The following is a 23,919-nucleotide window of genomic DNA, read 5'->3' on the forward strand; positions in this document are numbered from 1 at the left end:
TTTATCCTTTGCTTAGCTTTTAGTGGCAAAATATGTAACTTGCGAGGACATTTTTCAGCAATATATATGAAAAAACTTACAATAATTACATTAGCGATTATGGCATGCAACCTCAGCAATGCGCAAGAAAGCAAAGGTGGAAAATCCGGTTTAAAGACGGTTACTGAAACACCACAACCTATTAGCCCCAGCGCACTTTGGGATCTCGGACGTGTATCAGCTGAAGGACTTTCTTCAGATGGTAAGACATTGCTGTACGGTGTTTCCAATTACAACTTAGAAAGCAATACGAGTGAGAAGAATCTTTATACCATTTCATTGGCCAATGGTGCCGGTGGTCAATTTACGGATCAAAAAGGAGGCGAAGCTGTAATCCAGATCGAACAAAATGGCGATGTTATATATCTATCGAAAGGCCATTTGTGGAAAAAAAATCTGACAAAGGGGGAGGCAACTCAGCTGACATCTGGTGAAATGTCCCTTGAAAATGTTATATTTTCGCCAGATGGAAAGTATATTCTTTTTAGCCAAGCTGTATTAATCAAAAAATACCACAGTACTGATAAATATCCGGAACTGTCGAAATCAGATGCTTATATTTATGACAACTTGGATTACAGACATTGGGACACATTCAACGATGGAAAATTTAATCATCCCTTTGTTGCCAGCTATAGCAATGGAAAAATAGGAGAGCCTATTGATTTACTGAAGGATCAACCCTATTATAGTCCACAGGCTCCTTTCGGTGGCGCAGAAGATTTCATTTGGTCACCCGACAGCAAAGCCGTGTTATATGTTTGCAAGAAAAAATTCGGGACAGATTATGCCGTGAGTACCAACACAGATATTTATCGTTATGAATTGTCTTCTGGTACAACCACTAATCTAACGGAAGGCATGAACGGCTATGACATTGCACCAGCTTATTCTCCAGATGGTAAAAGTTTAACTTGGCTCAGTATGAAAACCGATGGTTATGAGTCTGACAAAAACGACATCATCCTATTTGATAAAACCAGTTCAATCCGATTAAATTTAACAGCACACTGGGATGGTACCGTCAACAGTTTTATCTGGAGCAATGATAATCGCAAAATATACTTTACCGCTGCCACTAAAGGTACTGTGCAGTTATTTGAATTAGAAGTCCCTTCGAATATAAAGTCGAAAAGCCTTCCAAAGATCCAACAAATTTCAACAGGAGACTTTGATATTACGGGGATTGTTGGTCAAACCGGAGATAAGCTGATTGTTACTTTGACCAAATTCACACGTGCGACCGAAGTCTTTAGCTTTGATCTCAAAAACAAATCTTTGACCGCAGTCACCAAGGTCAATGACGACAAGTATGCTGCAATTGCGGAAAACAAAATTGAAAGACGTATTACAAAAGCCTCCGACGGAGCTGATTTATTTTCATGGGTAATTTACCCCCCAAATTTTGATCCCGCAAAAAAATACCCCACTATACTCTACTGTGAAGGCGGTCCTCAATCTGCGCTCACGCAATTTTATTCTTTCCGTTGGAACCTGCAATTAATTGCCTCACAAGGATACATTGTTATCGCGCCAAATCGTAGAGGTATGCCAGGTTGGGGAGTAAAATGGAATGAAGCGATTTCCCAGGATTGGGGCGGACAGCCGATCAGAGACTATTTATCTGCTATAGATGACATATCAAAAGAAACATATGTAGATACAGCGCGTAGAGCAGCAATTGGCGCAAGTTATGGTGGTTATTCCGTTTACCAGTTAGCCGGAGTACATCAAAATCGCTTCAAAACATTCATTGCACATAACGGCTTATTCGATATGAGAAGTTGGTATGGCACGACGGAAGAACTGTTCTTTGCCAATCATGAATTGGGCGGTGCCTATTGGGATAGCAAAAACGAAAAATCCTATACGCAGTTTAATCCGATTGAAAAAGCAAACAACTGGCATACGCCTATTCTGATTTTTCAAGGCGGAAAAGATTACCGTGTTCCAATAGGACAGGGTTTAGCAGCCTTTCAACTTGCTCAGTTGAAAAAAATAAAGAGCAGACTTGTTTATCTCCCTGATGAAAACCATTGGGTACTATCAGGACACAATGCTCAGGTCTGGCAAAGAGAATTCTTTACATGGCTTAAGGAAACCTTATAAAAAAACACCGGCTATAAACATAGCCGGTGTTTTTTTTATAAAGCTGGATATCTGTCAAAAAATCTAGTTTTCACTTTTTTTTCCGAAAATAGAAAGCTTGATATATTTCCCCGGTTTCTCCTTAACATCCTTCATCAGATTATCCATTTCTTTAGACGCACTGTTCAGATTATGGTATAATTCTTCATCATTAAGCAATAAACCAATTGAACCTTTGCCACTATTGATCTTGTTTGTAATATGCTGGAAATCGGACATCGCGGTATTTACCTTGTTCATGGTTTGTTCAAAATCCAGTCTCGCCGCTTTATCCGTTATATTGTTCAGGTTAGCCATTATTGCATTGATTTTCTCACCATTTTGTGAAAAATTGGACGTGATCGATTCCAGATTGGCCATAATTCTATTTAGTCTTCCCTTTTCGGTTCCAACAAGTCCCTCTACATCTTTTGTAATTCCCTCCACATTTTTCAGAGACGTAGAAATACTATGAATACTATTCTTAAAATCGTCTTGGAATTGCTTATCTAACACGGCGTTAACTACTGACAATGTAGAATCCAATTTGATTGTAATTGTTTCAATGCGTTTCTGAATGGGCTCAACTTTATCCATGATATTCGGTTGAATGCCTGAATTTAGAAAATCACCATCTTTGGCCATTTCTGTACTATTTCCCATATCAAAAACAATTGCCTTGCCCCCCAGCAAATCTGTACTGGAAATACGGGCAATAGTGTTTTTAGGAATATTATAATGGGAATGGATCTTAAATTCTGTTTTTATTTTACCATCTGGCTGTAAGATCATCTTTGACACTCGTCCAATCTGATAACCATTAACTAAAACAGGCTTCGAAGGAGTCAATCCGTCCACTGTGGGATAAGTGGTATAAAATGTATTATCGCTACTGAAAACGTCGTTTCCCTTTAGAAAACTATACCCTATAAATAATAGCGCGATCGCAACTGTTGCTAATATGCCGACTTTGGTTTCATTTGATATTTTCACAAATCTTTCTTTTTGTAATGTGCATCATTAATATAACTTTAAAACAGCATAAAAGCAAATCTGTTTAGCGTTCAACAGAATTTTTATAGATTTTTAAAGCTGAAACCAGATTATTGACAATTTCTTGTTGCCCCTCATCTGATAGTAGGTAGCTTTCCTCTTCCCGATTACTGATAAATCCGATTTCTGTCAGAACAGCGGGCATCCCTGCCTCTGCTAATACTGCTAAACCTTTTTCCCAAAACCCGCGGCTATGTCTTCCAGCTTTCACATACTCCCCTTCGATCATCTGTGCCAAACGGATGCTTTTTTCACGGAATCTGTTTTTCATCAACGAAAAAATTATTGCACTTTCAGGGTCTTTAGGATCAAAACCCTGGTAATTTTCTTTGTAATTTGATTCGAGTAATAACGATGCATTCTCGCGCACAGCAGCATCCTGTTGCCCTAAACGATGTGAACCAGACACCAAGCTTTCTGTACCATGCGCACTAGAACCACCTGAATTACAGTGAATGGAAATAAATAAATCCGCTTTATTCGCATTCGCTAAACGAATACGTTTATACAATTCCACGAATTCGTCGGTAGTTCGTGTATAAATGATCTTGATTCCCGGAATATCTTTTTGAATTTGTCGCCCGAGCTTTAGCGCAACATCCAAAGCGACATTCTTCTCTAGGGATCGACGTCCCTGCGCACCGGTATCTCTCCCACCATGCCCTGCGTCTATAACAATAGTTTTAATCTGATAGTCGGGTGGTTGGGGTTGACCGTTGTTTAATTTGAAAGAATTCAATAAAAAAAATCCCAAAGTAGCAAACACGATGCTACACCATTTTCTAATTCTTAAATCTGATTTCATTGAATAATTATTTGCTCTACTATAAACGAAACAAAATGAGTCAATATTATTTCTTTAATAGATAACGATATTTAACATATTTTCTATTTGTTTTTTGACTAATTTTGTCCTTCGAAGTTTAACATTATTTCACAAAAATAACATTTGTCTTTAATTTTGAAGTCGTTAATCAACATTTTAACACTATTTATCATTCTTGCAATGGGCAATTCAGCATTCGCTCAGAGCAATATTCCATTAAAACAGAACGGACTTCAAAGTAAGGACCCGGTCTCGACGACCAGTAAACTGCAGGACACAACTAAAATTAAACCTGTCGATTCCACGAAATCCGGGCAGGATACCACCAAGAAAAAGGGCGGCGGATTGCAGGCTGAGGTCAGCATTATTGCAGTAGATTCGCAAAAATCAGAAGTGGCAAAGAATATTAGCCACTTGTACCGTGGCGCCAAAGTGAAGTATCAGAATTTTGAACTTTCAGCAGATTATATTCGCCTCGATCGCAATCAAAAAAAGATTTTCGCATCGGGGATCTATGATAAAAACGGCAAATATGTAGGTCGTCCTATCGTCATTATGGGAGATGGCGAATCTCCCAAAACGGTAGATTCCCTCTATTATGATTACGAAAAACAGGAAGGGAATACCTATGGCATTATGACGGAGGTCGATGGTGGATTTATCCAGGCCAATATCGTCCGAAAGAATATTTATGATGAGATGTCCATCTACAAAGGACTCTACAGTACCTGTAATTTACCTGAACCACATACCCATTTCGGTATACATATATCGAAAGGAATTGTGACCAAAAATCAAATTATCTCCGGTCCCGCATATCTAGTTGTAATGGGTGTGCCCATGCCCGTAGCCTTCCCATTTGCCTTCTTCCCAAAACCTGATAAAAGAGCCTCAGGCTTCCTCTTCCCTTCATTTGGGGAGGATTATACACGGGGCTTCTCCATGCGTGATATTGGTTGGTATCTCGCATTCAACGATTATTGGGACAGCGAAATTAGGGGATCACTGTTTTCAAAAGGTTCATGGGAAGTATCCATGAATACCCGTTATACTGTTAATTATAAATTTAACGGGGGATTTAATATCCGCTACGCTAACACCAAAACAGGGGTGGAAGGAACAAAAAATTACGGTTCCAATAAAGACTTTAACGTCACCTGGAACCATACTCAACGTCAGGAAGCGAATCCGGGAACATCTTTCTCCGCCAGTGTAAACTTCGGTACGGCCTCCTATTTCCGCAACACAGGTACCGGAAGTAATCAAACCACCTACGAAAATCTGGCCCAGAATAGGATGGGATCATCCATCAGTTACGGAAAAGTGTTTGCCGATGGAAAAGTTAACCTAACAGCAAGTTTGACCCACAGTCAAAATATGGCGGACAGAAGTATTCAATTAAGCTTACCCAATATCAGCTTAAACGTTTCTTCGTTCAACCCCTTTGACAGCAAAGATCGTGTCGGCGAACAGAAATGGTACCAACGTATTAATGTTGGCTACAGCTTTCAGGCGCAAAACACGGTCAATACCAAAGACAGCCTATTGTTTAGTTCGGGCGGTTTCAAAAGATTTCAGAATGGTTTCCAGCATAACATTCCGATCAGTTTATCGCTTAACGCTTTTAAATACTTCCAGTTCAACACCAGCGTGAACTATACCGAACGTTGGTACCTACAAAGCACCAGACAACGTATTGATAACACGCCTGCGGGTTATAAACAACGGCTTGATACCCTACAAGGATTTAACCGCGCTTACGATTACTCGATATCTACCGGTCTTTCAACCAAAATATATGGTAGCTATCCAAAGATCGGGAAAATTGAAGCAATCAGACATGTGGTCACACCGTCTATCAATTTTAACTATAGACCAGATTTCTCCGATCCACGTTACGGATTCTATCAGCATTACAACGACCAATATGGCAACCGGAATGTATATTCCATCTTTGCACAAGGCTTATATGGTTCGCCTTCTGCCGGAAAATCTGCAGGTATTGGTTTCTCAATTGATAATAATATTGAAGCAAAAGTAAAGAGCAAATCCGACACGACCGATGGTGGTGTCAAAAAGATCCCGATTCTCCAAGGCTTAACTTTTAGCGGAAATTACAATTTTGTTGCAGATTCATTAAAACTATCGCCGATAACTTTTTCGGGGCGTACAGCATTTTTCGATCAGAAGATGAACGTAAACTTCAACGGTACCTTTGATCCCTATGCTGTCGATAACAATGGTACCCGTATCAACCGCTATGCGATCAAAGATGGAAGTTTGGCCCGCCTGACGAATTTTGGTCTTTCCTTTGACTATAGTTTAAATCCAAAAGCGGCCAAATCCCGTAATAACAATATAGATTCCTTAAGAAAAGAAATGTCCGGTACTGGGATGACTCCAGCCCAGGCGCAGGCTTTGGCCCGGATCAGTTCCGACCCCAATGCTTTTGTGGACTTTAACATTCCCTGGAATCTGGCCGCTTCATTCAGTTTTAATATGTCCAAGTTCTTTAATTCCAGCACGCGACGTATGGACAATCAGATCACCAGTACACTGAATTTGCATGGGGACTTTAGCGTTACCCCTAAATGGAAAGTCACCTTTCAATCCGGTTACGATTTCAAGCAAAAAGAAGTTGTCATGACTTCCTTCAATATCTATAGAGATTTACACTGTTGGGATATGTCCTTTGGATGGATGCCATTTGGACGATATCGAAGCTATAATGTCACCATACGAGCGAAAGCATCGATCCTGCAAGACCTCAAATTGACAAAAAGAGCAAGTTCTGGAGGCAGTTATTTTTAAAATAACTGCTTTTTTTGTTCTTATTCCTATCGAACATCCCAAAATCCTTGCTGTTGCAATTCGAAAAGACCATCCTGAAATTCTTTTTATCAAAACAATTTTAGCGTACAGTAGATCCGTAATTTTACGTAAGTTTATACTATGAAAGCAGAAATTATTACGATCGGAGATGAGATTCTAATAGGCCAGATTATAGACACCAATTCCAGCTGGATTGCACAACAATTGAGGAAGTTCGAGGTGGAGATTGTCCAGATGACATCCATACCAGACACCGAAGAAGCTATTTTCAGCACCTTAAAAGATGCATCTACAAGAGCCGACTTAATTTTAGTTACGGGTGGACTTGGCCCGACCAAAGATGATATTACAAAAAAAACCGCCGCAAAATATTTCGGGACAACATTAATCCGCGATCAAAAAGTACTTCAGCACGTAACGAGTTTCTTTGAATCCCGTAATATGGAAATGTTGGAAATTAATAGGCAGCAAGCTGATGTTTTGGCAAATTGCGAAGTATTGTTCAACGACTATGGGACAGCCCCCGGCATGTTGGTTTCGCATGCACAGAAACAATATATTTTTATGCCCGGTGTCCCCTTTGAGATGAAACATCTGATGGAACAGCGTGTATTCCCTTTGATCAGCCAACAAAACAAAGATATATACATTCACCACGAAACGATACTTATCGGAGGCATTGGAGAATCTTATCTCGCCGAGGAAATAAAAGATATTGAAGAAGAACTCCCGCCAAACATTAAATTGGCCTACTTGCCTACTTTGGCTTTTATTCGCCTACGGCTCTCCGGAAAAAGTAAAAACAAATCGGATATCCTACAAGAAGTAAAACTCTTTAAGAGCAAACTTCTGAATCGACTAAAAAATCATGCCGTTGCGGATTACGATACAACTATTGAAGCCTATTTGATCAAGCAGTTTACGCAACAGCAACTGACACTGACGACAGCAGAAAGTTGTACGGGCGGTAGCTTGGCAGCCTCACTAACTGCAAACCCCGGAAGCAGCGAAATCTTCGTCGGCGGAACTATCCCCTACTCCAATAGACTAAAACAACAGTTACTGGGAGTAAATGAAACAACCTTGGAGCAATTTGGTGCGGTCAGTGAGCAGACAGCTATAGAAATGGCAACAGGTGCAAAAACCAAATTTAACACAGATTATGCCATTTCAACGACCGGAATAGCTGGTCCTGGAGGCGGTTCTGCTGAAAAACCTGTCGGAACGGTCTGGGTTGCGGTAGCTGGAAAAAAAGAAGTGATTACAAAGAAATTTCAATTCAGCAACGATAGACTCATAAACATCGAACGTACACGCATGAATGCACTTTTCCTACTCTGGAAACTACTGGTAAAAGAAGAAGGTCGAGAACTTGAATAATATAAAATAATATTCTAACAAAGTCCTTTTTTAAGGAATAATATTTCAAATTGTTGAAAGTAAACCACAATTTAATTAACTTCGTTTTTCTATAACGAGATTGCTAAAAAATATGGCTTTATATAAACTCTTACTTCCAAAAATGGGAGAAAGTGTATCGGAGGCAACGATTACCAAATGGTTGAAACAACCTGGCGACCAGATTGACGAAGATGACACTTTATTGGAAATCGCAACGGATAAAGTTGATTCAGAAGTACCTTCTCCTGTGAAAGGAATATTGAAGGAGCAACTTTATGCCGCAGATCAAATCGTTCAGGTCGGTGATGTTGTTGCCATTATAGAAATAGAAGGAGGTGCCGAGACAAGCGAACCTGCTGCTCAACCGGAAGAAAGCCCCGCTGATCAATCTACAATTCCAAGCGAAACTATCGAATTGGATATACCGGGTATAGCACAATTGAATAGTCCGACCGAAGAAACGACCAATGCTCATTACGAACACAGCAGTCGTTTTTATTCGCCCTTGGTAAAAAATATCGCCCGTCATGAAGGATTATCTCAGGAAGAGCTTGACCGTATTCAAGGTACCGGAGCTGAAGGGCGAGTTACAAAAGAGGATATTCTGCTGTACGTAGCCAACAGGGGGTCTCAACAAAACACAGATCATGTGCAACCAGCCAGTGCTCCTATCATCAAAAACGAACCGACTCCAGCCGTGCCAGCGCCAACTGTCCATACTGTTGTAAACGGAAATGACGAAATTATTGAAATGGATCGGATGCGACGCTTGATCTCCGACCACATGGTCAAGAGCGTTCAAGTATCGCCACACGTTTGCTCATTTGTGGAAGCCGATGTTACGAACCTCGTTCTGTGGCGTAATAAGGTAAAAGACGCTTATAAAAAACGTGAGGGAGAAAACATAACGTTCACACCGTTATTTATAGAAGCAATTACCAAGGCATTAAAAGATTTCCCTCTGGTGAATATATCGATAGACGGTTATAATATCATCAAAAAGAAAAATATCAATATCGGTATGGCCGCAGCACTGCCAAATGGCAATCTCATTGTACCTGTGATAAAGAATGCGGACCAGTTGAGTCTGGTAGGACTTAGTAAATCGGTGAACGACCTTGCGCAGCGTTCCCGTGCCAATAAATTAAAACCCGACGACACGCAAGACGGGACATTCACATTTACCAACATCGGCGCTTTTGGTAATATTATGGGAACACCGATTATCAATCAGCCACAGGCCGCGATATTAGCAGTCGGTACCATAACCAAGAAACCAGCGGTAATTGAAACGGAATACGGTGATATGATCGGAATCCGCCATATGATGTATCTGTCCCTATCCTACGATCACCGTGCCATAGATGGCGCCCTGGGTGGCACATTCCTGAAACGGGTGGCGGACTATCTGGAAAACTGGGATAGCAACAGAGAAATTTAACTGCAACAGTTTAGCGATAAAAAAATGGCTGTCCAAAAGGACAGCCATTTTTTTATTTAACATACGCTATATCCGCAGGGTAATGTATTTTCAGCGATACAAAATCCTTGTGTCAATACTATCTTCACAATGCTCTACGCTACAATATACTATTTTCAAACTGGAGCTTCTTTTTCCTGATCACTAATTTGAACCGTAAATAGAGCAACAGCGATGAAGTCAATAGGCCCAAGGTCAAACCATACCAGATGCCCTCAATTCCCCAATCAAAAAGTATCCCCATCACATAACCACTCGGTAGTCCGATAACCCAATAGGCAATAAAAGTGATGATCGTCGGAATATTGACATCGCCCATACCTCTCAAAACTCCCAGTCCCACAACCTGTGTACCATCAAATAATTGAAAAAGTCCTGCAATAATCAGTAGCTGAGCTGCAATGACAACCACAGCCTTATCAGAAGTAAAAATATAAGGTAGATAATTATTGAAGATCGCAAACAAAGAAGCAGTAATCAGCATAAAAACCAAAACCAACTGATAAGAGGTGATGGCGAAGCGCTCTAGGCGGAACAGATTTCTGTTCCCGTAGCTATTGCCTACTTTGATCGTTGCTGCTGCTGCAATACCACTGGCCATCATATAGGTCATTGCTGCGAGCTGAATCGCTACCTGATGCGAAGCCTGCGCAGTAGCACTAATTGTTCCTGCCAGTAAAGATGCACCGGCAAAGGCACCAATTTCAAAAACGTATTGCATCGCAACGGGTGCACCGATCTTCAAGATCTTTCCTAACCTTACCCGATCTATTACCGTAATTTTAAAATGCTGAATGTAGCTCTTAAACTTTTGCGAGCGTAGCACATAAGTCATCATGACAGACATCATCAAAATACGATCAATCAGGGTACTATATCCGACCCCTCTTACACCCATCGGTGTAATACCGAACATACCTTTAACAAAGATAATAGCAAGTATAATATTGAGTACGTTTCCCCATATCGTTACGTTCATCGCCTGTTTGGTAAAGCCCAAACCTTCGGCAAACTGCTTAAATGTACTGAAGACCATCAACGGCAACATTGAAAGGCTTAAAATCAGCAAATAAGGTTTCGCCTCCTTTACAACCGCCGGATCCTGATTCAAATGATCAATTGCCAGCATGGATCCGAAATAAACCAGACAGAACAACAATATGCCCGTAATGATATTCAACCAAAAACTATTGGATAATAATACCGCACACTCCTCTTTATTATCACGGCCATTTTCCTGTGCGATCAAGGGGGTGATGCCATAGGCAATCCCCAGTCCGACGACCATAACGATCATAAATACAGCATTCACCAGGGATACTGCTGCCAATGGAATTGTCCCGGCAAAATGTCCTACAATAACGCTATCTGCTGTATGTACCAATGTATGCCCCAATTGTGAAATGACAACCGGACCAGCCAATACCATCGTACTTCTATAATACGGCTTGAATGTTTTAAATTTTCCCAACATAATCAATTCCTCAAAAAATAGGCACAAAAATACAAAGATATTTCCGACCTATCGTGATATTAAAAAATATTTAGCAAAAATATAACAAAATTTACCTGTCAATTACAGGCCCTTTGTTAAGTAATTTTTATGTTTCAAATACCTTAAAATTATCTTAAATTTACTTGTTGGTCTAAGAACTATAGAAATATAAATGTAACTTAGCATCTAGTTAGTAATCAAAAGAAGAGGAAAAGAGTATGTACAGTCCAGTAATAACATTTCTAAACATCGGAACACAGGAGATGATTTTAATCGTGTTTGCGATCTTGTTACTTTTTGGTGGCAAGAAGCTTCCTGAATTGGCCAGAGGTTTAGGTAGAGGGATACGAGAATTTAAAGATGCATCCGAAGGCATCAAGCGTGAGATTTCGGATCAGATCAATAATTTTGAAAAAGACATAGATATTAAGGCAGAAGCCAAAGCGGAAACCATTCCAAATGAAGTAAAAGTCGCAGAAGAACAGGCCAAAGCTGAGCAAGAATCCCAGTCCGCAGAAACGGCTGAAAGCTCAGAAGCTGAATCGACGAAGAAAAAATATGAATTTACCACTCCCGCCGGAGTTGTAGAACACAATCCACATAAGCAATTAGATTACGGAGAGGAACCTTCTCATATCACCTACGGATACAATGACCACTTTGCTGAGAACAAAAACAACGAAGGTGAAGAAAAGAAACCTACAGAACAGGAGGAAAATACAAACAAACCTGCGTAATTCCATTGTATTAATTTATAATCAGATATTTCATAGAGCTGTTGAATAACCATTCAACAGCTTTCCTTTTTAAGTAAAACCCACAATGAGCTTATTATCACACGAAATTACCATTGCTAACGAGCTATCCATAAGCGAAAAACAAGTTCGCACCACAATCCAACTGTTGGAAGAAGGTGCTACGGTTCCATTTATCTCCCGTTACCGGAAAGAAATGACCGGTAGCCTTGACGAAGTACAGATTACAAACATCAGAGACCGTTCCCAACAACTCAAGGATCTGGATAAACGTAAAGAAGCTGTTTTAAAATCCATCAATGATCAGGGGAAACTAACACCTGAACTTGAACAACAGATAATGTCAGCCGAGACGATGGCAAATCTGGAAGATATCTACCTTCCGTACAAACCAAAACGTAAAACAAGAGCTAGTGTTGCCCGTGAAAAAGGCCTTCAACCCTTGGCCGACCTTCTTTTGGCACAGGATAAAACAGATTTTCTCGACCTTGCAAGTTCATTAATAGACGCCGAAAAAGGTGTCAACAATAGTGAAGAAGCCTTAGCTGGGGCAAGGGACATCATTGCTGAAATTATTGCCGAAGATGCGACAGTACGATCCAAATCAAGAGCCATATTTCTGGAAAAGGCAGAATTTGTATCGAGAGTGGTACCAGGAAAAGAAGAAGCGGCGATTAAATACAAAGATTATTACGAATGGTCAGAGCCGTTAAAAGACGCTCCTTCACACCGCGTTTTAGCTATGCGCCGCGGTGAAAAAGAAGAATTACTCTACTTGGATATCGATATCAACGAAGACAATATCCTTCCAACCATTGAATCACTCTACATCAAAGCTTCCAACGATGCCGCAGCACAGGTGAAATTGGCGTTGACAGATAGCTACAAGCGATTATTGAAACCTTCTATGGAAACAGAAATCCGCGTGTTGACCCGTCAAAAAGCGGATGAGGAGGCTATCAAAGTTTTTGCGGACAATGTTCGTCAGTTACTTTTAGCCGCTCCATTGGGACAAAAGAGATTACTTGCGATAGACCCGGGATTCCGAACCGGATGTAAAACCGTGGTATTGGATGAGCAGGGCCAGCTGAAAGAAAATACGGCTATTTTCCCACATAATGGTGCAAATGGACTTGCCGAAGCACAAAAAACGATTACATATTTAGTCTCAAAACATGATATTCAGGCCATTGCGATCGGTAATGGAACTGCAGGACGTGAAACCGAAGATTTTGTGAGAAAACTGGGCCTAAGCAATGTTACCATTGTCATGGTAAACGAAAGCGGCGCTTCTATCTATTCTGCATCTGAAACTGCGCGCGAAGAGTTTCCAGATCACGATATCACTGTACGAGGTGCAGTATCGATCGGAAGAAGATTAATGGATCCATTAGCCGAGCTGGTTAAAATTGATCCCAAATCAATTGGTGTCGGTCAGTACCAACATGATGTAGACCAAAATAAGCTACAGACATCCTTGGACGATACCGTCATCAGTTGTGTCAATGCGGTAGGTGTGGAACTAAATACTGCTTCAAAACAGATTTTATCATACGTCTCTGGCTTAGGCCCAGCTCTGGCCCAGCAGATTATTAAATATAGAAACGAAAACGGACCATTTTCTTCGCGCCGTGAATTGAAAAAAGTACCTCGCCTTGGAGATAAAGCCTTTGAGCAGGCTGCAGGTTTCCTTCGGATACGAAATGCCGCCAACCCATTGGATTCTTCCGCTGTGCACCCTGAACGGTATGCATTGGTCGAGCAAATGGCAAAAGATTTGGGTAAAAAAGTAGAGGACTTGCTCAAAGATGCTGAATTAAGAAAATCCATTCCGTTGAAAAACTATATCACTGCGGAAGTGGGACTTCCCACATTAAATGATATTCTTAATGAACTGGCCAAACCCGGTCTTGATCCAAGGGAAAAGTTTGAAGCTTTTTCCTTCACTGAAGGTGTCAATAGCATTAGCGATTTACGTATAGGCATGAAACTTCCTGGTATCGTAACCAATATTACCAACTTCGGCGCTTTTGTGGATATTGGTGTACATCAAGATGGCTTAGTACACCTGAGCCAACTATCCAACCGTTATATCTCCGACCCACATGAGGTAGTCAAAGTGCAGCAGCATGTGACAGTAACGGTGACCGAAGTGGATGAGAAACGCAACCGCATTGCCCTATCGATGAAAACAGACGAAAAACCTGTTCTCCCCAAGAATAAACGAAATGAGAGCAAACGGCAAGCGGAACCAGAAACAGACATGGCGAGTAAACTGGCCGCGTTGGCAAGTAAATTCAAATAAATCCTACGATTAAATAAAGGCTGATTTTCGGTCTGACCCCAATAAGTTGGGCTAATTTACGCAGTGTTTTTGATATAATGAGCTCGGTATTCCACCGGGCTCATTCCATTTAAGTCAATCCGTATGCATTGGTTATTATAATACTTAATATAGAATGTCCAACAGTTTTATTTCGTATCTTTAAAAGACACATGTTTTGATTTGTTATGAGAAACTGCATTTTACTATTGTGCTTATCACTTGTAGCGGTACATTTCCAAGCTAAGGCACAACTTGCTGATGGTGCGTATATTTCCACGGCAGGTACCAACAAAAACTTAATTTTGATCAAAGATCATTACCTCTCCTTCATCGACTATGATGACAGCAAAAAGCAATTCGGTTATACCTGGGGTGGTCCCATACAACAACAAGGCAATAATACCAGCATTACGATCGAATATGACACAAAAGATTCGACCCATATTGGGAAGAAAGCCAATCTTTACTTTAAAATACAAAATGACGTGATCCAAATAAAGACACCGGACTCCGAGCGAATTTTCAAAAGGCAGAAAGCCATCGCCCAAGATTTAGATGCTTTATGGAGAATTACCGGCAGGCAGCAAGAAGCCAAGATGCATGAGATTCCAAAAGCGGACCGCAAAACAATAAAGATCCTGGTTGATGGCTACTTCCAATGGATCGCTATTAATCCAGCTCAAAAAGGATTTTACGGAACGGGGGGTGGACACTATGTTTACAAAAACAATCGTTACACCGAGAAAATACTATTCTTTTCAAGAGACAATAATAAGGTCGGTCAAGAACTTAATTTTAACGGGAAGCTCGAAGGTAATAAATGGCATCATAGCGGAAAGAGCTCAAAAGGAGATGATATCTATGAAATCTGGAGTAAAGAATTAGCAAATTAACAAGATGACAATAGAAGAGTTTCAATTATTGGACAGTCCTGTTCATGACTGGTCTGCCCTCCAAAAATCATTATGGTATGACAAAAAAGGAGATTGGCAAACAGCACACGATCTCATTGATCAGCTGGACGATAGGAAAGCCGCCCATGTACATGCGTACCTTCACCGCAAAGAGGGAGATCTCTGGAATGCCCGCTATTGGTACAATCGGGCGCATCAGCCTGTTTATGCAGGTGATCTGGATGCTGAATGGGAAGAATTGTTTCGACTATATTTCTAGCCAATCTACACATCCTTGTTTTTATTGAACAAGGATGTATTTCTTATTATTGCACTTGCCGCCCCTTATAACCAACTTCTCTAAAATGTCTCTATTCTGTTTTGACATGAATTTCGTTTGTATCTCGATCACAGCGCTAAATCCGGATAATTTATTAATTATCCCAAACAATAAATTTTAGTCAAAACATATAGCCAAAACAAAAACGATAGGTCATTTCTGTAACAAAAATAACACAAAAGAAAAATAACCCAAGATCTACAAGCAAAATGGCATGGATATTGAACATAATTTCCTATACTTTAAAAAGTATACTTTTCATAAATTTAGGTTAATAATTGGTTAGGTTAAACACCTGAAGTTCCCCGCTTCAGGTGTTTTTTTGATATATAGCCTCTATTGCATCCCCCTCATTTCTGCGTCCATTCTAGACAGAAAATTTATTCCATCATAAACTTATATCCAAGTTGGTCAGTTGAAGATAAAATTCATTGTATACACCTGTTTATTATATATTTAAGCATCAACATCGGTGTAGAATCAATACGCTGCAAAAATCGTTTTCGGGCAACAATAGCTATTGGAGCTTTACCGGCACAAACACAATTTTTCGATAATTCTCCTTTTCGAATAAGACACCGATTTTATTTTTAGTCAAAAGCACTAAATCAGAGTAGGCTGCATAGTCACCTTTTACACCTTCGGGAGCTTTGGCAACAACTCGATTGAAATACCAGGTTTTCCCCTGATCCTTACTCAACCTGAGCGTCAGATTATCTCTTCTGTCCGATGTGGCAGCATTGCAAACAGCTAATTGGTATCCGCCTTTCCCCTGCCAAGAAAGCACAGATCCCTGATTGACAGGGTCGGGCAGGTTTTTATCGTAATAGGTCGTATCCCAAGTTACTCCGCCGTCGTTCGAATACGATATGATCCGTTCTTTCACATTGCCTTGTTGATTGCGAGAATTCATATACAACCCAGTTTCAGAGATCTGAGCTGCCATCGTTTCGTTTGATCCCTCAAATTTCACACTCTTCCCTATCTTGAATGTTTTGCCGTGGTCGTCCGAGTAGTAAGAATGGGCAAAATAATCTTTACCATGCTCTTTTGGATTCCCTTCGGAATGATTCGCCGGAATATAGATCCGTCCTTTATATTTACCGGAATCAAACTGCAATGCATGCCCTGGTGTATTTGCATAGGCGCGCCAGTCCTCATGAAAAACATATTGTGCATTCACGGAAGGCTGATTGGGCCGATGGGTTTGCAGTGTAATGTTTTGTGGATCGGACCAGGTTTTACCACCATCCGTCGAACTGATTGACCAGCACTCGCGTAAACCATTCCCTTTACGCACCTCTGCTTCGTGATTATTACCGGTATTGTAAAAAAGTAACAGTCGTCCTTTTGGATATGCCGGATCTAACAAGTCGACCAGGGGTGCAGGATTTCCGACCTGCAAATTATCATTGTCAACAGCGACATGCAATGGGCCCCAGGTTTTACCATTGTCCGGACTGATTTTATAAACGATATCTACATTCCCAAAGTCTCCCGCATGATCCACCCTTCCCTCGGCAAAGGCGAATAATCGGCCTTGTTTATCTTTGACAATAGCCGGTATCCGATAGCTTTTATAACCATCTTCACCAGCAACAAATACATTGACTTCCTGCGCGCGGCTGATTCCAAACAATAGGACTAATGCGGCTGTAATACCTAATTTCCTCATATCTATTTTATGTTAATTATTATTCAATCTAAAATTTCCGAAAGGGATATCTACCTATCACTCATTATCAATAGGAAGACAGGTAAACATCCATTTCAGTGGATTTTGCCAATCTGTCCCCTTTAATTCTCCAACAGGAAGTTTTACGACAATGGTATTCCACCCCTGCCGTAACTTGACTTTTCTAGGAACACGATAACTATATCCTTCATCCACCAACGGGATTTCGAGATTCCCCTTTTGACCTGCATGTTGCCATTTAGGCGGAACCACCTCCGTTTCATTTATCCAAAGTTTGCTTTTCCTTTCATCCCAGGTCTCCAAATGAGGAGAATCGCTTGCATAGGAACGTGAGAGATCATTGAAGCCAATCCAGAAGTTTTTGTATTCTGGCTGATCACTCCAGATCTTGCTTACTGCATATATGGTGGTATTTTTAAGCGGACGATCAATTGCTCCACGAACCACGTCCGCCCACCAATGTCGCAATACAATCGTTCCCCCATAAAACACACCAATCTGCTTAGAGGCTTGAAACTGCCCCTCCCGCTCCTTATTTATAGACATATCCAGATTTCCCTTATTCTCAAAAGGCCCATACAATATCCATGTTTGCTTACTCTGCCGATAATAGGGGAAAATAAAATTTTTAAAGTACAAACGCTTATGTTGAAGCAAACGCTCCTCAAATTCAGCAAATTCGGCAAGTCCCCGGGCATCGGTTCTGATATTACTACGCCATTCAAATTCTCCGCCACCTCTCCAACTGCGTTCCGCAAAAACAAGCAAGGCGGGATAAATAGCATTTTGGTGAAACACATCACGTTCATTACTTACAGCCCGATCTGGCCATGAACATAACGTCGCTCCAAGCAACTTCTTGTTTTCGCTCGGCTGTCCGCCCAATTGTCTATAAAACAGTGCTGTTACCGTCTCCAATGGATCCATGTGATTGAGATACAAATGCTTCGAATCAATAACCTCAAAAGGATAATCGTTTGTAATCGACTGAGGTCCACCCATCCAAAGCTGACGTATTGTCTGTGGCTGTAGATTACCACCTGGATCCCAACCGATAGTCTTCATTCCAAGCTGTTCTATCCATCTGGTCATTTCCGGCAAAAATCGCTGATTATGAATCTTCACTTCATCGCCACCGATATGCAGATAAGGTAATCCTGGATAGGTCGTCTCAAATTCCCCGACGAGCTCTTTGATTATTGCAGTACCACTATCGCTTTGCATATCTGTTTTGAAATAACGACGAAAAGCCGCCGAGTGTCCCGGCATATCTATCTCAGGTACGAGTTGGATATGCCGATCATGACAATACTGAATCAGCTCCTTCATCTCTTCGACAGTATAATATTTCCCCTTCCAGCGCTCCATATTCGATGAATCCGTTAAACCTGGATATTTTTTACTGATCAGTCGCCAAGCAATATCTTCGGTAAAATGGAAATGAAAAACATTCAATTTATACTTAGCCATGATATCAATCTGTTCCTTCAGTATGGCTAGACTTTGATAGTTGCGCCCCACGTCCACCAAGTATCCCCGCCAACGGAAAGAAGGATAATCGGTAATCGAACAATAGGGAAACTTGCCATTGCTACCGCCCAGTTGACGCAAGGTTTGTAAAGCATAAAAAATACCGGCATTGCTTTTGGCCTCAACCTGTATTCCTTTCGGATCAACAACAATTCGGTAAGCTTCCAGAGATTCCGAAGGCAAACGCAATTCCATCCCACAACGAATGGATAAAGTAGCTTGCCTTGTATTGTCAAAATCAACCTTTTGTATGTTACTATTTGCTAATAATACGATCAGCGCCTGTTTATTAGCGTTGGATATTTCCCCTTTTACCTGTATATTGACTCCCTGCTCAAGATGGTAGTGACCTGTTTTCCAGTCTACAGACTGGGGCATGGGCAGCAAGGGGCTTCCTGTGCCAGCAAAACAAAAGAAGGGGTTGATAATTAAGCACAAAAAAACAATCAGCTTAACAAAACAGCTATTTGTATCGCAATACCTTCGCATAACAATTTATAACTTAATCGAACTAAATTCCTTCAAAACTTGCATACAATACCACTCCTGACGCGGGAGATGAAAAGGCCCTTTAAATAAATTTCCCTTTGCGGTTTGGGCTATGGTTCCATCCCGGTGAAGATACCCAAACCATTCACCATTCGTTTTATCATGAAAATGATCATAAGCGTACTGATTGATTTGTTGATGCCAATGCTTATATTTCGGGTCACCCGTCATAACATAAGCAAGTAATGTGGCTATAATCGTTTCATTCTGCGGCCACCAAAATTTCATATCCTGCCAGTATTCTTGAACAGGCTTATTATAAACATCCTTGAAATAGAGTATCCCGCCATATTCTTTGTCCCAACCGCGTTCCCACATATAATCCAACATACGACAGCCAAGGCCAACCAAATCCGGATCCCCATTCCGATATCTTGCTTCATGCAAAATAAACCAAGCGCCCTCAATAGCATGCCCCGGATTGAGTGTACGTCCATCGATATGGTCGATAATTTCGCCCTGCAGCCCCACCTGTTCCATGACACATCGAATATCATCTTTTACAAAATATCTTTCGATTTCCGCTATACAGGAACTGATGACTTGGTCACAACGTGGGTCACCAATAGTTTCGCGGATCTGCTGTGCCGTGTTGATCATAATCATCGGTACGCCTATTCCCTTCATTGGTCTTGTTCGTTCATATTTGGGCTCGATCAATTTTACACCATTTGCATAGTCTATGCATATGCCGAATAGACGTCGAGCTTCTGCGGCAATATCCGGATCCCCGGCTGCTTTTGCATAGGCAGCAAATGCTATGGCAGCAAATGTCTCGGAGAAAAAATAGCGACGCATACGAATTGGATTTCCCTGACGGTCTACATGAAAATACATTTTGCCATTTGCATCAAAACAATATTTCTTCAGAAATTCATAGCCAATGCGAGCGGCTTCCAACCATTCTTCTTTTTCTTCAACCGTATTGTAAAGGGTCGCGAGCAACCAACATGCCCGGCCCTGTATCCATACAGCTTTATCTGTATCAATCAAAGTACCGTCCTGATCCCGCATAAATAGATAGCCACCACACTCATGGTCAATTGATCGAGGAAACCAAAATGGCAGGGTATCCTTTAAAAGCTTATTGTTATAAAAGACTTCCAATTCTTTCAAATAAGCAGCGTCTAGTATTTTTGTTGTATCTTTTATATTTATCTGTTTCATCTTTTCCAGTTTTTACATCAATTCGTTTAGGTTTACTTTATGCTCAAATCAAAGGTGGACACTGGTGTACCAATTTCATTCTGAAGATTTGCCCGGCTGAAAGGTTCGTATCCATACAGCAGTCTGATCAGATCTACCGTTGGTTTTCGGATCTCGACGACATTGCCCGATACGATACTAGCGTTAGCTTCGAATATTCTGCCCCTATTGTCCATCAATTGAAAACCTTTTAGAGGGCCGTTGCCCTTTACTTTTAATCGGGCAGAATGATCGAATGTCAATAACAGCTTATCCGCTTGGACCTTGCATCTTACGGGCTCCGGATGATTCGCATTCAACGATGCTCCATATACATATTTACTCACCAAGTTGGCCAGACGCTGGCCTACCAATAACTTTTCGTGCGGATGTACATCCAAAGAATCACCGAGATCAAATGTTACTGCCATATGGGTATCTTCAATCTGTTTCTCCAATAAGCGTTGCGAGTTTCTAAAGTCACCCCATGAAGGTCTATCCAAACTCGTCAGCTGAACAAAATAGAACGGCAGATGCTGATTGAAATTTTTTCGCCAGGAAGACACCAATGTTTTGAAAAGGCGCTCATGAAGTTCTATGTTATGGGTATTGCTTTCACCTTGGTACCAAAGTATCGCTTTCAAACCTGTATCCAGCCATTTATTGACTCCTGCTTCAAAATTGTAGGCCGGCTGATAAGGGTGGCGTTGGTTCCTTATTGTTGAATGAAGCAAATTTTGACTGGCGCGCTCCCGACAAAAGTCCTGCAGAAAATCTGATTTCCGCCAATTGTGGATATAAGAGGCCAGCAGATCGTCGTTTTCTAAAGACTTGCGGTCAATCCATGATTCCGTATTAGATCCACCCACGGATAAATCAATAATACCAATAGGAATATGTTGTTCTCTAGCGATTTGTTCAGCGAAAGAATAGGCTACAGCGGAAAACCCTGCCGCTTCATCTGATGTAGCCACATTCCAAGCACCGTCAAAATACAGTAAGTCGTTGACTTTTTTTAAGGTAGCGGTATCCCACGCAACCGCGTTGGTTTCAGCTAAATTGCGGCATTTAAAAAGGCGTAGATTCTTTAAGCCAGCTGCATCTTTGATTAACTGTTCACCTTTTGTGGCTCTACGAAGTTCAAAAGCCATGTTCGATTGTCCAGAAGCAAGATATACATCGCCAAAGAGGATATTTTTTAATTCTATTTTTTTATTACCCGAGTGTATCAGGATATCGTAAGGCCCCCCGGCCATCATCTTGGGAAGTTTGACTGCCCACGAGCCATCAAGACGCACGATGGTCTTAAAAGTCATTTTATTAAATACAATTTTTACCTCAGCAGCAGCAGTCCCCTTACCATGGATACTATTTTCCCAGTCACGTTGGAGTACCATATCCGACCCGAGCGTTTCAGCCACTTGCAAGTCCTGTTTAAGGGGGCTTAATACATTAGCTACCTGTCTTGCGATTATTGCTGCCCCTTGTCGATTTGGATGCAAATAATCATCAAACAAATCAATTCGAGTATGAAGCGGCGTATGGAGATCAATCAATCCCACCTGATTACTCGCCGCTATCTGTGGTAAAAGTGCCTGAATTTGATCATACCACTCACGTGTCCCGGATAGGAAACGCGGATGGCCACTAAAAATCGGTGTCAACCGACATATATAAATCTGCATCTCTGGGTTTACAGCCCGTATGGAGTCAATCAATGCTGCATAATCCGATGAAAATGAATTTCTATAATTCGGCCAATTTCTTGGATCTGTATCATTGAGTCCCAGATGGATAATGGTAACATCGGGTTTAAAAGCCAATGCCTTTCGGTATTCAGGCGTTTTATCATACGGTCTATGCCCTTTACGCAATAGTGTAGCCCCCGAATGACCAAAATTACGCACCTCAAACTCCTGTCCCAGCAGGGCTTGGAGTTGAACGGGATAAGAATCCTGTGCCGGATGAACGAGACCATAGCCAAAGGTTATGGAGTTACCGATACAAGCGACCTTAATAGGTACTTGTCCCAGAGCGCTTGAAAAAGGAACAATCAAACTTAAAAAAAACATCAGCTTTTTCAGCATGCGATTGGCGATCGACCCAATTATAGATTTCATCTTCATTGCCTGATATATTAAGGAAATCATTATTCCTCCGTCTCTTTCGGTTTCAGCAATAGCAGCTGCAATAAAAGAGCGATTAATACTGCTCCGCCTAGCACCGCGAAGCCCAGTCCAAAGTGCCCTTCATCTTTAAACTTGCCCAACCATTGGGTTATCGCCGCACCGGCAAATACACCTACCATATTCATGAACCCATAAGCTGTTGCACGCAAGTTGTTCGGCACGATCTGACAAAGAATAGGCATATTGTTTGCATCGAATATCCCGAAACCAATTCCAAAACAAATTGCGGCCCCCAATACGGCGGGCAGTGTCTGCCCGACACCCAAAAGCACCAAAGCGGGAATGGTTAACCCAAGACCAATAGCGCTGGTATAGATGCGGCCCCGAATATGCTTTTGCACCCATCGGTCACTCACTATTCCGCCTACAATTACGCCGATAAAGGATGATATCGCAATCGTAATCGTCGATAAAGGGCCTGCACTGGCCATTGGTATGTCCAGGCTGTCCGCAAATAAAGTCGGTAGCCAATTTTTTATGGCCCATCCCGGCAAACTTGGCGCGGCGAAATAAAACAAGAGAATCCAAAATGCCACATTGGAGAAAATCAGTAATAGGCTTTTACGCAGAGACAATTGGCCTTTCAAATTTACCTCTTCCGCAGCGGGTTCATTCCTTTTCTCCAAGAGTAACAGCGCGAGAACCAAGGCATAGCAAATTCCTACAATTCCAAACCAATGAAAGGCGGTATGCCATCCCTTCGTCGCAGCCAATGTTGCCCCAAAGCCCCCCAATGCCTGACCAGTATATAATCCTGTCATGTGCAGACCAATAGCAAGTGAGCGATTTTTCCCCGTATGATAATCTGCGATCAACGAAAGCGCAGTAGGAATATATAAGGCTTCACTAAATCCCATAATAGCCCTTAATACCAATAACGTAGAATAGTCATTTGCCATCCCCATTCCATAAGTTACTGCAGACCAGACAAACAGACTTCCTACGATCAGCCATTTTCTATTGCTACGATCAGCGACGATACCCGCTACAGGGCTCATTATGCCGTAGATATAAAGAAAAACTGCCATTAGCACACCAAAAGTTTCGGCACTTTGCAATACAGGGATATCAATTTGCATGGCGTCGCGCATGGTCGACAGCATTTGACGGTCCATGTAATTCAATAAGGCTACCCCCCAAAGTAGGGCTACTACCAGCCAGGGATAAAAAGATTTATGTTGTAAGGAAGATATCATATTGGTC

The 23,919-nt window shown here is 41.4% G+C and carries 17 protein-coding genes; 8 read left to right on the forward strand and 9 right to left on the reverse strand.

All coding sequences use genetic code 11. The annotated features are described in order from the left end of the window. The first annotated feature begins 66 nt into the window (after nt 1-66). The gene (locus tag ACK8HY_RS10615; RefSeq protein ID WP_175992134.1) at nt 67-2,148 is read left to right on the forward strand and encodes a S9 family peptidase; all 2,082 of its coding nucleotides are present in this window, start codon (nt 67-69) and stop codon (nt 2,146-2,148) included. A 63-nt stretch (nt 2,149-2,211) separates the two neighbouring features. On the opposite strand, the gene ACK8HY_RS10620 is transcribed toward ACK8HY_RS10615, so the two are convergent. After that, entirely contained in the window at nt 2,212-3,159 is a 948-nt protein-coding gene (locus ACK8HY_RS10620) for an MlaD family protein (protein WP_077438748.1), read from the reverse strand. A gap of 64 nt (nt 3,160-3,223) precedes the next feature. Continuing rightward, a complete protein-coding gene (locus tag ACK8HY_RS10625) occupies nt 3,224-4,024 on the reverse strand; it encodes an N-acetylmuramoyl-L-alanine amidase family protein (RefSeq protein WP_077438747.1) in 801 nt (266 codons plus the stop codon). Between the two features lie 201 nt (nt 4,025-4,225). On the opposite strand from ACK8HY_RS10625, the gene ACK8HY_RS10630 reads away from it, so the two are divergent. The 3 genes from ACK8HY_RS10630 (at nt 4,226) to ACK8HY_RS10640 (ending at nt 9,719) form a co-directional block, all read left to right on the forward strand. Continuing rightward, nucleotides 4,226-6,856: a putative LPS assembly protein LptD gene (locus tag ACK8HY_RS10630; RefSeq protein ID WP_077438746.1), complete on the forward strand. Its 2,631-nt coding sequence runs from the start codon at nt 4,226-4,228 to the stop codon at nt 6,854-6,856. 141 nt (nt 6,857-6,997) lie between these two features. Next, nucleotides 6,998-8,257: a competence/damage-inducible protein A gene (locus ACK8HY_RS10635; RefSeq protein WP_416133614.1), complete on the forward strand. Its 1,260-nt coding sequence runs from the start codon at nt 6,998-7,000 to the stop codon at nt 8,255-8,257. A 112-nt stretch (nt 8,258-8,369) separates the two neighbouring features. Further along, entirely contained in the window at nt 8,370-9,719 is a 1,350-nt protein-coding gene (locus ACK8HY_RS10640) for a dihydrolipoamide acetyltransferase family protein (RefSeq protein ID WP_416133615.1), read from the forward strand. Nucleotides 9,720-9,858: 139 nt separating this feature from the next. Here ACK8HY_RS10640 and ACK8HY_RS10645 read toward each other — a convergent pair whose 3' ends face one another. After that, nucleotides 9,859-11,232, reverse strand: a complete 1,374-nt coding sequence (locus tag ACK8HY_RS10645; RefSeq protein WP_077438743.1) for an MATE family efflux transporter — start codon at nt 11,230-11,232, stop codon at nt 9,859-9,861. Nucleotides 11,233-11,471: 239 nt separating this feature from the next. Between ACK8HY_RS10645 and tatA the strand changes: the two genes are divergently transcribed. Together tatA and ACK8HY_RS10655 are read left to right on the forward strand one after the other, a co-directional pair. After that, on the forward strand, nt 11,472-11,990 hold the full coding sequence (gene tatA / locus ACK8HY_RS10650; protein WP_416133616.1) for a twin-arginine translocase TatA/TatE family subunit: 519 nt from the start codon (nt 11,472-11,474) through the stop codon (nt 11,988-11,990). Nucleotides 11,991-12,075: 85 nt separating this feature from the next. After that, entirely contained in the window at nt 12,076-14,313 is a 2,238-nt protein-coding gene (locus tag ACK8HY_RS10655) for a Tex family protein (RefSeq protein ID WP_416133617.1), read from the forward strand. A gap of 56 nt (nt 14,314-14,369) precedes the next feature. Here ACK8HY_RS10655 and ACK8HY_RS10660 read toward each other — a convergent pair whose 3' ends face one another. After that, on the reverse strand, nt 14,370-14,462 hold the full coding sequence (locus tag ACK8HY_RS10660) for an IS3 family transposase (protein WP_077438787.1): 93 nt from the start codon (nt 14,460-14,462) through the stop codon (nt 14,370-14,372). A 57-nt stretch (nt 14,463-14,519) separates the two neighbouring features. On the opposite strand from ACK8HY_RS10660, the gene ACK8HY_RS10665 reads away from it, so the two are divergent. Together ACK8HY_RS10665 and ACK8HY_RS10670 are read left to right on the forward strand one after the other, a co-directional pair. Further along, a complete protein-coding gene (locus tag ACK8HY_RS10665) occupies nt 14,520-15,227 on the forward strand; it encodes a hypothetical protein (protein ID WP_416133618.1) in 708 nt (235 codons plus the stop codon). 4 nt (nt 15,228-15,231) lie between these two features. Next, the gene (locus ACK8HY_RS10670; protein WP_416133619.1) at nt 15,232-15,507 is read left to right on the forward strand and encodes a hypothetical protein; all 276 of its coding nucleotides are present in this window, start codon (nt 15,232-15,234) and stop codon (nt 15,505-15,507) included. Between the two features lie 577 nt (nt 15,508-16,084). On the opposite strand, the gene ACK8HY_RS10675 is transcribed toward ACK8HY_RS10670, so the two are convergent. Genes ACK8HY_RS10675 through ACK8HY_RS10695 form a run of 5 tightly spaced genes read right to left on the reverse strand, consistent with a single transcriptional unit; the run spans nt 16,085 to nt 23,912 of the window. Continuing rightward, nucleotides 16,085-17,242, reverse strand: coding sequence for a sialidase family protein (locus tag ACK8HY_RS10675; RefSeq protein WP_077438738.1), 1,158 nt, complete (start codon nt 17,240-17,242; stop codon nt 16,085-16,087). A gap of 57 nt (nt 17,243-17,299) precedes the next feature. Continuing rightward, nucleotides 17,300-19,231: a family 20 glycosylhydrolase gene (locus ACK8HY_RS10680; protein WP_416133620.1), complete on the reverse strand. Its 1,932-nt coding sequence runs from the start codon at nt 19,229-19,231 to the stop codon at nt 17,300-17,302. A gap of 57 nt (nt 19,232-19,288) precedes the next feature. Next, complete coding sequence (locus tag ACK8HY_RS10685; RefSeq protein ID WP_416133621.1) at nt 19,289-20,509, reverse strand: AGE family epimerase/isomerase; 1,221 nt, start codon at nt 20,507-20,509, stop codon at nt 19,289-19,291. A 32-nt stretch (nt 20,510-20,541) separates the two neighbouring features. After that, nucleotides 20,542-22,647 carry a GDSL-type esterase/lipase family protein gene (locus ACK8HY_RS10690; RefSeq protein ID WP_416133622.1) on the reverse strand — a complete coding sequence of 702 codons (2,106 nt, stop codon included), beginning with the start codon at nt 22,645-22,647 and terminating at the stop codon, nt 20,542-20,544. A 29-nt stretch (nt 22,648-22,676) separates the two neighbouring features. Then, nucleotides 22,677-23,912, reverse strand: coding sequence for an MFS transporter (locus ACK8HY_RS10695; protein ID WP_416133623.1), 1,236 nt, complete (start codon nt 23,910-23,912; stop codon nt 22,677-22,679). Nucleotides 23,913-23,919: the final 7 nt, after the last annotated feature.

This window comes from Sphingobacterium sp. NGMCC 1.201703 (assembly GCF_047784615.1).
GTDB lineage: Bacteria > Bacteroidota > Bacteroidia > Sphingobacteriales > Sphingobacteriaceae > Sphingobacterium.

Coding starts and splice junctions, on each gene's coding strand:
- ACK8HY_RS10640 (WP_416133615.1), top strand. CDS start 8,370: ATGGCTTTATATAAACTCTTACTTCCAAAAATGGGAGAAAGTGTATCG.
- ACK8HY_RS10635 (WP_416133614.1), top strand. CDS start 6,998: ATGAAAGCAGAAATTATTACGATCGGAGATGAGATTCTAATAGGCCAG.
- ACK8HY_RS10630 (WP_077438746.1), top strand. CDS start 4,226: ATGGGCAATTCAGCATTCGCTCAGAGCAATATTCCATTAAAACAGAAC.
- ACK8HY_RS10625 (WP_077438747.1), bottom strand. CDS start 4,024: ATGAAATCAGATTTAAGAATTAGAAAATGGTGTAGCATCGTGTTTGCT.
- ACK8HY_RS10690 (WP_416133622.1), bottom strand. CDS start 22,647: ATGAAATCTATAATTGGGTCGATCGCCAATCGCATGCTGAAAAAGCTG.
- ACK8HY_RS10695 (WP_416133623.1), bottom strand. CDS start 23,912: ATGATATCTTCCTTACAACATAAATCTTTTTATCCCTGGCTGGTAGTA.
- ACK8HY_RS10615 (WP_175992134.1), top strand. CDS start 67: ATGAAAAAACTTACAATAATTACATTAGCGATTATGGCATGCAACCTC.
- ACK8HY_RS10645 (WP_077438743.1), bottom strand. CDS start 11,232: ATGTTGGGAAAATTTAAAACATTCAAGCCGTATTATAGAAGTACGATG.
- ACK8HY_RS10685 (WP_416133621.1), bottom strand. CDS start 20,509: ATGAAACAGATAAATATAAAAGATACAACAAAAATACTAGACGCTGCT.
- ACK8HY_RS10675 (WP_077438738.1), bottom strand. CDS start 17,242: ATGAGGAAATTAGGTATTACAGCCGCATTAGTCCTATTGTTTGGAATC.
- ACK8HY_RS10665 (WP_416133618.1), top strand. CDS start 14,520: ATGAGAAACTGCATTTTACTATTGTGCTTATCACTTGTAGCGGTACAT.
- ACK8HY_RS10655 (WP_416133617.1), top strand. CDS start 12,076: ATGAGCTTATTATCACACGAAATTACCATTGCTAACGAGCTATCCATA.
- tatA (WP_416133616.1), top strand. CDS start 11,472: ATGTACAGTCCAGTAATAACATTTCTAAACATCGGAACACAGGAGATG.
- ACK8HY_RS10670 (WP_416133619.1), top strand. CDS start 15,232: ATGACAATAGAAGAGTTTCAATTATTGGACAGTCCTGTTCATGACTGG.